Annotated in this window: 9 protein-coding genes; all 9 read right to left on the bottom strand. The window is 68.9% G+C overall.

Annotated features, from left to right (window positions below):
• Positions 1–3: 3 nt before the first annotated feature.
• Positions 4–2,793 (bottom strand): DEAD/DEAH box helicase, encoded by a 2,790-nt coding sequence (locus tag ACFVJS_RS22760; protein ID WP_378885284.1) that lies wholly within the window; start codon positions 2,791–2,793, stop codon positions 4–6.
• A gap of 43 nt (positions 2,794–2,836) precedes the next feature.
• Complete coding sequence (locus ACFVJS_RS22755; protein WP_378885281.1) at positions 2,837–3,721, bottom strand: diacylglycerol/lipid kinase family protein; 885 nt, start codon at positions 3,719–3,721, stop codon at positions 2,837–2,839.
• A gap of 16 nt (positions 3,722–3,737) precedes the next feature.
• Positions 3,738–4,583 (bottom strand): twin-arginine translocase subunit TatC, encoded by an 846-nt coding sequence (gene tatC, locus ACFVJS_RS22750; RefSeq protein ID WP_378885276.1) that lies wholly within the window; start codon positions 4,581–4,583, stop codon positions 3,738–3,740.
• An 8-nt stretch (positions 4,584–4,591) separates the two neighbouring features.
• Positions 4,592–4,885, bottom strand: coding sequence for a twin-arginine translocase TatA/TatE family subunit (tatA, locus tag ACFVJS_RS22745; RefSeq protein WP_378885273.1), 294 nt, complete (start codon positions 4,883–4,885; stop codon positions 4,592–4,594).
• Between the two features lie 39 nt (positions 4,886–4,924).
• Positions 4,925–5,974: a helix-turn-helix transcriptional regulator gene (locus ACFVJS_RS22740; RefSeq protein WP_378885270.1), complete on the bottom strand. Its 1,050-nt coding sequence runs from the start codon at positions 5,972–5,974 to the stop codon at positions 4,925–4,927.
• On the bottom strand, positions 5,971–6,891 hold the full coding sequence (locus tag ACFVJS_RS22735; protein WP_378885267.1) for a helix-turn-helix transcriptional regulator: 921 nt from the start codon (positions 6,889–6,891) through the stop codon (positions 5,971–5,973). Before ACFVJS_RS22735 ends, ACFVJS_RS22740 begins: the two co-directional genes overlap by 4 nt.
• A 53-nt stretch (positions 6,892–6,944) precedes the next feature.
• Positions 6,945–7,922, bottom strand: a complete 978-nt coding sequence (locus ACFVJS_RS22730; protein ID WP_378885265.1) for an FKBP-type peptidyl-prolyl cis-trans isomerase — start codon at positions 7,920–7,922, stop codon at positions 6,945–6,947.
• A 97-nt stretch (positions 7,923–8,019) separates the two neighbouring features.
• On the bottom strand, positions 8,020–9,381 hold the full coding sequence (gene pafA / locus ACFVJS_RS22725) for a Pup--protein ligase (protein ID WP_165111477.1): 1,362 nt from the start codon (positions 9,379–9,381) through the stop codon (positions 8,020–8,022).
• Between the two features lie 80 nt (positions 9,382–9,461).
• Positions 9,462–9,863, bottom strand: a complete 402-nt coding sequence (locus ACFVJS_RS22720) for a MerR family transcriptional regulator (RefSeq protein ID WP_378885263.1) — start codon at positions 9,861–9,863, stop codon at positions 9,462–9,464.
• Between the last annotated feature and the right edge of the window lie 89 nt (positions 9,864–9,952).

Here is a 9,952-nt window from a genome sequence, read left to right as displayed (position 1 = left end):
GGGCTACTCCACCACCGAGGAGTACGCCACGACACCCCGCTTGAGCAGATTCATGGTCTGCCGGGCCGTACGCCGCAGGGGGATGTCCCCGGCCGCGTCGGCGACCTGGCCGCAGAGGTCGATGAGCTGCTTGACCCAGCGGACGAAGTCGCCGGCGGCGAGCTCGACCTCGCTGAGCACGTCGTCGAGCTCGTCGCCCTCGGCCCAGCGGTAGGCGGCCCAGGCGAAGCCGAGGTCGGGCTGGCGCAGGAAGTCGAGCTTGTGGTCGCGCTCGAGGGCGTCGAGCTGGCCCCAGAGGCGCACGGTCTCGGCGATGACGTCCTTGACCCGGCCGCCGGGGATGCGGGGCGGGGTGGCGTCGTCGGCGCGACGGGCCTCGTAGACCAGGACCGAGAGCGCGGCAGCGAGCTCGGAGGGGGTCAGGTCGTCCCACAGACCTTCGCGGAGCGCCTCGGCGGCCACCAGGTCCATCTCGGAGTAGAGCCGCATCAGGTGGGTGCCGCGCTCGGTGACCGTCTCACCCTCGAGGTAGTCGAGCGCGACCAGGACGTCGCAGACCCGGTCGAAGGTGCGCGCGACGGTGTTCGTACGCGCCTCCACGCGGCGCCGCAGCGTGTCGGTGTCGCGCGACAGCTTGAACCAGCGCTCGGCCCAGCGGGCGTGGTCCTCGCGGTCGGGGCAGTCGTGGCACGGATGCATCTTCAGCTCACGGCGCAGCTCGGAGATCTGGGTCTCCGCCGAGCTCTTGCGCTCCTTGCGGGCGGTCGGCGAGCCCTCGTAGGGCACCGGACGCAGGTCGCGGGTCTTCTCCCGCAGCCGGGAGGCCATGTCGCGGCGCATCTGCGGGTTGCGGCCGTTGAACGACTTCGGCACCCGCAGCCGGGTCTGGGCGGCGATCGGCACGTTGAAGTCCATCATCGCCAGGCGCCGGGCCTGCCGGTCCTGGGTCACGACGTAGGGACGCGGGCCGTCGGGGTCGAAGCCCGGGTCGACGATCACGGCGTAGCCGGCGAACTTGCCGGTCGGCACGTCGATCACGTCGCCGACCTTCAGCTTCGAGAGCGACTCGATGATCTCCTCGCGCCGGTCGGCTCGTCGCTCACGAGAGGACGACTTCTCGATGTCGGAGATCTTGCGGCGGATCGCGGCGTACTCCATGAAGTCGCCGCGGTCGCAGGTCGCGGCCTCCCGGTAGCCGTCGAGCGCGTCCTCGGCCTTGCGCACCTGGCGGGCCAGCCCGACGACCGCCTTGTCGGCCTGGAACTGCGCGAAAGACTGCTCCAGCAGCTCGCGCGAGCGCGCCCGACCGAACTGGTGCACCAGGTTGACGGCCATGTTGTAGGACGGCTTGAAGCTCGACCGCAGCGGGTACGTACGCGTCGAGGCGAGGCCGGCGAGCTCGCGCGGGTTGAGCCCCTGCTGCCAGAGCACGACGCCGTGGCCCTCGACGTCGAGACCGCGACGGCCGGCGCGGCCGACGAGCTGGGTGTATTCGCCCGGCGAGAGGTTGACGTGGGCCTCGCCGTTCCACTTCGACAGCTTCTCGATGACCACCGTGCGGGCCGGCATGTTGATGCCCAGCGCGAGCGTCTCGGTGGCGAAGACCGCCTTCACCAGACCACGGAGGAACAGCTCCTCGACGACCTGCTTGAAGGCCGGCAGCAGCCCGGCGTGATGGGCCGCGACGCCGCGGGTGAGCCCGTCGACCCAGTCGTGGTAGCCGAGCACGTGCCGGTCCTCGTCGGGCAGGTCGGCGCAGGCCTCCTCGACGTAGGCGTAGATCTCGTCGCGCTCGTCGGGCGTGGTGAGCCGCAGGTTGGCCTGGATGCACTGCTGGACCGCGGCGTCGCAGCCGACCCGGGAGAAGACGAAGTTGATCGCCGGCAGCAGGTTGTCGCGCTGCAGGGCGTTGATCACCTCGACACGCGACGGGATCCAGACGCGGCGGCCGTTGCCGACGCGACGGTTGGCTCCCCCGTCGCGCGCCTTGCGCCTGTCCTTGGGCGTACGCCGGTCGGTCATCCTTCCGGCGGCCCAGTCGTCGCGCGCGAGCCTCATCAGCTCGCCGTTGACCGGGGCGCCCTCCTTGACGAACCCGGCCGCGGCGTCGACGTCAGAGGAGGCGAACAGGTCCATGATCCGGCGCCCGGCCATCACGTGCTGGTAGAGCGGCACCGGCCGCTTCTCCTCGATGATCGTGGTGGTCTCGCCACGCACCGTGGTGAGCCACTCGCCGAACTCCTCGGCGTTGGAGACGGTGGCGCTCAGGGAGACGACCGAGACCGACTCGGGCAGGTGGATGATGACCTCCTCCCAGACCGCGCCGCGGGAGCGGTCGGCGAGGTAGTGGACCTCGTCCATGACCACGAACCCGAGCCCCATCAGGGTCTGCGAGCCCGCGTAGAGCATGTTGCGCAGCACCTCGGTGGTCATCACCACGACCGGCGCCTCGCCGTTGACCACGTTGTCGCCGGTCAGCAGGCCCACCTGGTCGGGGCCGTAGCGCTTGACCAGGTCGTTGTACTTCTGGTTGGAGAGCGCCTTGATGGGCGTGGTGTAGAACGCCTTGCGGCCCGTGGCGAGCGCGAGGTGGATGGCGAACTCGCCGACGATCGTCTTGCCAGAACCGGTCGGTGCGGCGACCAGGACGCCCTTGCCGTCCTCGATCTCCCGGCACGCCTGGATCTGGAAGTCGTCGAGCCCGAAATCGTAGAGCGCGGCAAAGTCCCGGAAGACGGGGTAGTCCTTGTCACGCTTGTAAGCGGCGTACTTCTCCGCTGGCGAGGCGTCCATGGTGCCGAGCCTATCGACCGACACCGACAGTGAGGCCCTGGGTTCAGTCGCGCGGCGGAACCAGTACGCCGAGAGCGGACGGGACGCACTCGACCTCGAGCGGCAGCGGCCCGAGCCGCTCGCCGTCGCTGTAGGCGATCACGCCCGGCGCGGAGGCGGTGATCCGGCGGGCCCGGATGCGCTCGAAGGCCGGGTGGGTGAGGTGCTTGGCCTCGCGTACGCCGGGGAAGACCCGCAGGAACTCCAGCCGGGAGACCGGCTTGATGAGGATGGCGTCGAGCAGGCCGTCGGCGGGGTCGCACTCCGCCGCGATCCGCAGGCCACCGCCGTAGGACTCGGTGTTGGCGATCGCCAGCAGCATCGCCTCCTGCTCGCGCACCACTCCGTCGATCTCCAGCCGGTAGGGAACCGGGGTCCAGCTGCGGATCACCGAGAGCGCGGCGAGCGTGTAGCGCAGGTCCCCGTGGGGCCATCGCATCGCGTTGGCGCGCTCGTTGACCGCCGCGTCGAAACCGGCCGCGAGGACGGTCGCGAACCAGGTCTCGCCACTGTGTCCGAGGTCGATGCGGCGGCGGTTGTCGCGTACGACCACGTCGGCAGCGGCCAGCGGGTCGCCGGTGGGGATCCCGAGCGCCCGGGCGAAGTCGTTGCCGGTGCCGAGCGGGACGACGCCGAGGCTGACCTCGGTGGTGGCCAGGGCCTGGACCGCGACGTGGACCATCCCGTCGCCGCCGAGGGTCACCACCGTGTCGACGCCGTCGGCAGCGGCCTTCCGGGCCAGCTCGAGGGCGTGGTCGGCGTCGTCGCCGATGAGGTGTGCCACCTCCGCCCCCGAGGCCGCCAGCCGCACGGTGACCGCGTCGAGGATCTGGTCGGCGTTGCCGCGGCCGGCGGTGGGGTTGGCGAGCAGAGCGATCTGGCGCGTCACGGGTGAAGACTAATGGTCAGATCACCGACGGGACGTCAGGATCCCCGATCAGGTCCTTGCGCTTGCCGGCCTTCCGTCTGTCGTGGGCTCTCGCGATGACCTCGGAGATGCCGAAGAGGACGACCATCGGGCCGGCCATGATCGTCATCGTGAACGGGTCACCCGACGGGGTCGCCACCGCGGCGAAGACGAACGAGCCGACGATGATCCAGGCACGGTACTTGCCCAGGGCGGCGCCGGGCAGGACCCCGATCCGGTTGAGCAGGATCACGAAGACCGGGATCTCGAAGGCGATGCCGAAGACCAGCAGCGTGCGGCTCAGGAAGCTGAGGTATTCGCTGAACTCGACGATGTTGGTCAGCCCGTCGGGAACGAAGGCGAACAGGATCTCCAGGCCCTTGGGCAGGGTGATGTAGCCGAGCACGACGCCGGCGAGGAACAGCGGGCCGGCGACGGCCACGAAGATCCTCGACATCTTCTTCTCGTGGGCGTGCAGGCCCGGCATCAGGAACGCCCAGATCTGGTAGAGCCAGATCGGCGCGGTGCCGATGAACGCGGCCAGACCACACAGCTTCAGGTAGAGCATGAAGCCGCCCGCAGCGCCGTTGACGGAGCTCAGCGAGGCGGCGCCGCCCTCCCGGTCCATCATCTTGACGGCCTCGAGATAAGGGTCCATGACCAGGTCGAAGAGCTGCTCGAAGAAGAACAGCGCGACGACGAACCCGATGACCAGGGCCAGGGATGCCTTGATCACCCGCGCACGGAGCTCACGAAGGTGGTCGGAGAGCGCCATCCGGCCGTCGTCGCCGATGGGGTGCTTGGGGGTGCCGCGGAAGACCGCGACAACACCGGCGATGGACAAGGTCGGCCTCAGTTGCCGGAGAGGCGCTCGCGCTCGGCCTTGATCTCGGCCTCACGACGCTCGAGCTCGGCGATGCGCTCCTTCTCGGAGGCGGTCAGCTCTGCCGGCTTCTCGACCTTCTCGCCCTTCTCCTTCTCGTCGTCGTCGCGAAGACCCTTGGTCTCGGTCTTGAAGATACGCAGCGCCTGACCGGTGCCGCGGGCGAGCTCGGGAAGCTTGGCGGCGCCGAAGACGAGGATCACGATCGCCAGGATGATGAGCCACTCGGCTCCCTGCGGCATACCGATCAATGGAGTGAACATGAACTACCTCATCTACGTCTTAGGGGGAACGCTTGAAGTCTACGCGTCCGAACGGTACAGGCCGAGGGCTTGGCGTGCAGTCGCGGCAAACGATTCAGTGAACTCTGTGCCTGTAGGCGTCTGCCCACTGTCCTCGGTCGCGACGATTTCAGCATAGGGAGCCAGTCGAAGCAGCAGCCGGGTGAGCCACCGCTGGTCGTAGACGCGCACCCCCACCTCGAGCCCACCGCCTGACAGCTCGACCGGGTCGATCACCGCGTAGTACTCGCCGACCCAGCGCGCCTCCGGCGCCAGTCGCACCCGGACAACGGTGCCGGCATCCGTACGCAGCACCGACTCGGCCTCGCCGTCGAGATCCGCACCCTCCCCCGCCTCCGGAGCGACCACGGTCGGGGTGTCCAGGACCTCGGCGCCCCGGATCCGGTCGAGCCGGAAGCTGCGCGGCGCCTCCGCCCGGTGGCACCAGGCGTCGAGGTACTCGACGTCGTGGATCGAGACCAGCGCCCGCGGGTCCACGATGCGCGAGGACTCCTCGTCGCGGGCCGGGACCCAGTAGTCGATGCGCACCTGACGGCCCTGGTCGATCGCGGTCGCGATCGCGGCATGGATCTGCACGAGCGAGGTGTCGATCGGCTCCTCGCCGGGGTCGACCCTGCCTGGGTCGACACTGCCCGCGGCGCCCTCGGCGGCCGCCTGCTCGAGCTTGGCCAGGGTGCGGTCGACGACCTCCTTCGTCTCCGCGCTCACCGCTCCCCCGCGCAGCGCGCGGAGCGCGACGATCACAGCCGTCGCCTCGATCGGGGTGAGCCGCAGCTGGCGGTCGAGATAGTCGGCGTTGGAGATCCGGATGACGCGGTCGCCGTCGGGCGCGGTGAGCGCGTCGATGTCGACGTCGATCAGGTCATCGGGGTAGCCGCCCGGCAGGCCGCACATGAAGAGCACCTGCAGGTCCTTGACCAGCTGCTTCTCCTCGACACCGAGGTCGGCGGCAGCCTTGTCGAGGCGTACGTCGTCGGCCTGGGAGTAGAGATAGGGCACCAGCGTCAGCAGCCGTCCGACCTGCCCCTTGGCCCCCGTGTTCGCGCTCATCGCACCGCTCCGTCCAGGCGCGCCACCAGGCGCTCCAGCCGCGCCGCGACCTCGCGGCGCAGATCCTCGGGCTCCTCGACGTAGGCGTCCGGGCCGTGGCCCAGCACCACCCGGTCCCAGCCGTCGCTGCCGTCGGGACCGGTCACCCCGGCCTCGGTGGAGTCGGCTGCCCGCCGCAGCGTGTAGCCGCTCCCCTGCCGCAGCAGCAGGACGGCCTTCCCCGTGGGCGGTGCCGGCGCCAGGTCTCGTGCGATATCGCGTACGTCCACCTCGGCCGGCACCTCGAAGGCATCGAACTCGCCGACCGCCCGGGCCTCCCCCAGGACGCGGGAGAGCCGGAAGATGCGGGTGTCGTCGCGGTCGACGTCGTGGCCGACGGCGTACCACCGGCCCGAGTAGCGCACCACGCCCCACGGCTGCAGCCGCCGATGAGAGGGCTCGGCGGCCCGGGACCCGCGGTAGTCGAACTCGACCACCTGCCGGTCCTGGGTCGCGGCCACGAAGACGTCGAAGGAACCCTCCTCGGCCGCCAGGCGCGGCTGCACGATCTCCAGCGCCGAGACGTCGGTCTCGAGCCCGGCGGCGTTGAGCTTGCGTACGGCTTCCGTGGTCGCCTCCGCCATCGAGGCGTTCTCCCACACCTTGGTGGCCAGCGCGACCACGGCGAGCTCGTCGGCCTCGAGAGTGATCGGCGGCAGCGCGAACTGCTCAGGGCTGATCCGGTAGCCGATCTCGTCCTCGAAGAAGGAGTCGATCACGCCGGTCTCGATCGGCACGCCGAGGCTGCGCAGCTCCTCCTTGTCGCGCTCGAACATCTTCTCGAACGCCTCACCGTGGGACGACGGGTAGAGGACCTCGCGGATCCGCTCCTTCGACACGTTGTCGCGCTGCACGAGCAGCATGATGAGCAGGTTCATCAACCGCTCGGTCTTACCCGCCGCCACGGTGTGTTTCTCCCCCTAGAGATCTGCTACGGCGTCGCCGGAGTGGAATCCGCCTTGACGACGTCGATGACGAAGTAGAGCGTGCTGTTGGCCGGGATGCCCGGCGTGCCACCCTGGCCCGGCTTCTCCTGTGCACCGTAGCCCAGCTCCGGCGGGATCTGCAGCAGAACGCGGCTGCCGACCTTGACGCCCTCCAGGCCGTTGGTCCAGCCCGCGACCACCTGGTTGAGGGCGAACGGCACGGCCTTCTTGCTGAAGCTCTCGTCGAAGGGCTTCTTGGCGCCGTAGGTCATGCCGAGGTAGTTGGCGGTGACCGTCTGGTCGGTGGTGATCTCCTCGCCGTCGCCCTCGGTGACGATGACCCGCTTGAGCACGTCGTCGGCCTTCGGCTTGGGAATTCCGGTGAAGTCGAACCCGGTCGGCTTGCCGTTCTTCTCCACGACCTTCGGGAGCTCGGAGGCGTCCACGTCGTGCGGCGTCTTGTCGGCGGCAGGCTTGACCACGTCGACGACGACCAGCAGCGTGTCGTGGTTGCCGATGCCCATCTGCGGGTTGCCGCCCTCGCCGAGCAGGTCGTCGGAGCCGACGATCGCCTCGATCCGGTCGCCGACCTTGGCGCCCTTCAGGATCGTGCTCCACGGCTTGTCCGCCGGGAGCTCCTCACCCTCGGCCGCCTGGCTCTCGTAGGCCCACTCCTTCTCCAGGGTGGTGGCGTTGCCGATGTAGATCTTCGCGAACACGCCGCGGTCCTTCGGGATCTCCTCGCCGTCGCCCTCGGTCAGCGTCTTGACCTTCGGGTCCTTCGGGTAGGCGATCGCCGACTTCCACTTCAGCGTCGGTGCCTTCTTGGTGTCGGCCGAGACCGTGACGCCGTCGAAGCCGGAGACGGTCTCGTCGCCGTAGCCCGTCACCTTCTCACCACAGGCGACCAGGGCCGGGAGAAGCAGGAACACAGTCAGCGCGCTCAGCGCATGGCGCAGGCGAGGCCGAGGAGCAGTGGACACAGTGCAAACCTTCGTGACGTGAAAGGGACAGACGACAGCGGAGCACACCATATCCGTACGGTGGTTGCCCCGTGGCGAAGCCACCCCGGCCGGTGTTTCACATGCCGTCGATGAGGCGCTGGACCCGCTCGTCGTAGGCGCGCAACGGGTCCTTGCACAGCACGGTGCGCTGGGCCTGGTCGTTGAGCTTGAGGTGGACCCAGTCCACGGTGAAGTCGCGACGGCGCTCCTGCGCCTTCTTGATGAACTCGCCGCGCAGCCGGGCGCGGGTGGTCTGCGGCGGCACCGACTTCGCCTCGAAGATCTTCAGGTCGGTGGTGGCCCGCTTGACCGCGCCCTTCTTCTCCAGCAGGTAGTAGAGGCCGCGGTTGCGGTGGATGTCGTGGTAGGCGAGGTCGAGCTGAGCGACCCGCGCGTGGCCCAGCGGGAGGCCGTGCTTGGCTCGGTAGCGCTCGATCAGCTTCCACTTGATCACCCAGTCGATCTCACGGTCGACCAGGGACAGGTCGTCGGACTCGATCGCCTTCAGGCCGCGCTCCCACAGGTCGAGGGCGGCGATCATGGTCGGATCGGTGATCTCGCGACGGTCGACGAACTCGCGTGCCTTGGTGAGGTATTCGTTCTGGATGTCCAGCGCGCTGGCCTCGCGGCCGTTGGCCAGCCGGACCTTGCGGCGGCCGGTGAGGTCGTGGGCGATCTCGCGGATGGCGCGGATCGGGTTCTCCATCGTCATGTCCCGCATGACGACGCCCTCCTCGATCATCCGCAGCACCAGGTGGCAGCTCGCGATCTTGAGCATCGTGGTGGTCTCGGACATGTTCGAGTCACCGACGATGACGTGGAGGCGCCGGTATTTCTCGGCGTCCGCGTGCGGCTCGTCGCGGGTGTTGATGATCGGCCGCGACCGGGTCGTCGCGGAGGAGACGCCCTCCCAGATGTGCTCGGCACGCTGCGAGACCGCGAACCCGGCACCTCGCGGTGTATGGGTGACCTTGCCGGCGCCGACGATCAACTGGCGGGTGACCAGGAACGGGATGAGGACATCGGCGAGCTTCGAGAACTCCCCCGCGCGGCTGACCATGTAGTTCTCGTGGCAGCCGTAGGAGTTGCCGGCCGAGTCGGTGTTGTTCTTGAACAGGTAGATGTCGCCGGCGATGCCCTCGTCGTGCAGCCGCTGCTCGGCGTCGAGGAGCAGGCCCTCCAGGATCCGCTCCCCCGCCTTGTCGTGCGTGACGGTCGAGATCACGTCGTCGCACTCGGGCGTGGCGTACTCGGGGTGGGAGCCGACGTCGAGGTAGAGCCTCGCGCCGTTACGCAGGAACACGTTCGAGCTGCGGCCCCAGCTCACCACCTTGCGGAAGAGGTAGCGAGCCACCTCGTCCGGGCTCAGCCGCCGCTGGCCGCGGAACGTGCAGGTCACGCCGTACTCGTTCTCGATGCCGAAGATGCGCCTGTCCATACTGAAACCCTAGACGGTCGACGGTCACTCCGGAGGCGTTCGAAGGTACGACACGGCGTGCCGCGCCACCCACCGGAACGTCAGTCCAGCTCGCGCCGCAGAATGGCGATGAACTCGTCCGCCATCGCCAACTGCCGCTCCAGCTTCTCGCGGCGTACGCCCGCCTCGGCCCGGACGGCGGCCAGGCGCTCGCGGGCCGTAGCGACATCGGCGGGGTCGGGCTCGGACTCACGCAGGATCTCGATGTCGGCCATGACCGCCTTCATCTCCTCGAGGCTGAAGCCGAGAGGCTTCATCCGGCGGATGACGAGGATCTTCTCGACGTCTGCCTCGGCGTAGAGCCGGAAGCCACCCTCGCTCCGTCCTGACGGCTTCAGCAGGCCGACTTCCTCCCAGTGACGGAGACTGCGCAGCGACAGCTCGGTGCGCGCCGCCACCTCGCCGATCTGCATCGCCCCCTCGGGGGCAGCACTGCGGGTCATGGTGTCCCTTCTCACATGGTCGGCGATCCCAACCCTTACGTAACGTGAGAGTACGGTTCTCTCGTCCCGCCCATCCTGCCAGTCGCGAC

Origin of the sequence: Nocardioides sp. NPDC057772 (genome assembly GCF_042798075.1) — a bacterium.
Lineage (GTDB): Bacteria > Actinomycetota > Actinomycetes > Propionibacteriales > Nocardioidaceae > Nocardioides.
Note: the sequence above shows the minus strand (reverse complement) of the source record. Positions and strands in the feature narration are given on the sequence as shown.

Excerpts from the sequence above, each read along its gene's own strand:
- ACFVJS_RS22760 (WP_378885284.1), bottom strand. The coding sequence starts at position 2,793 with ATGGACGCCTCGCCAGCGGAGAAGTACGCCGCTTACAAGCGTGACAAG.
- tatA (WP_378885273.1), bottom strand. The coding sequence starts at position 4,885 with ATGTTCACTCCATTGATCGGTATGCCGCAGGGAGCCGAGTGGCTCATC.
- ACFVJS_RS22740 (WP_378885270.1), bottom strand. The coding sequence starts at position 5,974 with ATGAGCGCGAACACGGGGGCCAAGGGGCAGGTCGGACGGCTGCTGACG.
- ACFVJS_RS22735 (WP_378885267.1), bottom strand. The coding sequence starts at position 6,891 with ATGAACCTGCTCATCATGCTGCTCGTGCAGCGCGACAACGTGTCGAAG.
- pafA (WP_165111477.1), bottom strand. The coding sequence starts at position 9,381 with ATGGACAGGCGCATCTTCGGCATCGAGAACGAGTACGGCGTGACCTGC.
- ACFVJS_RS22720 (WP_378885263.1), bottom strand. The coding sequence starts at position 9,863 with ATGACCCGCAGTGCTGCCCCCGAGGGGGCGATGCAGATCGGCGAGGTG.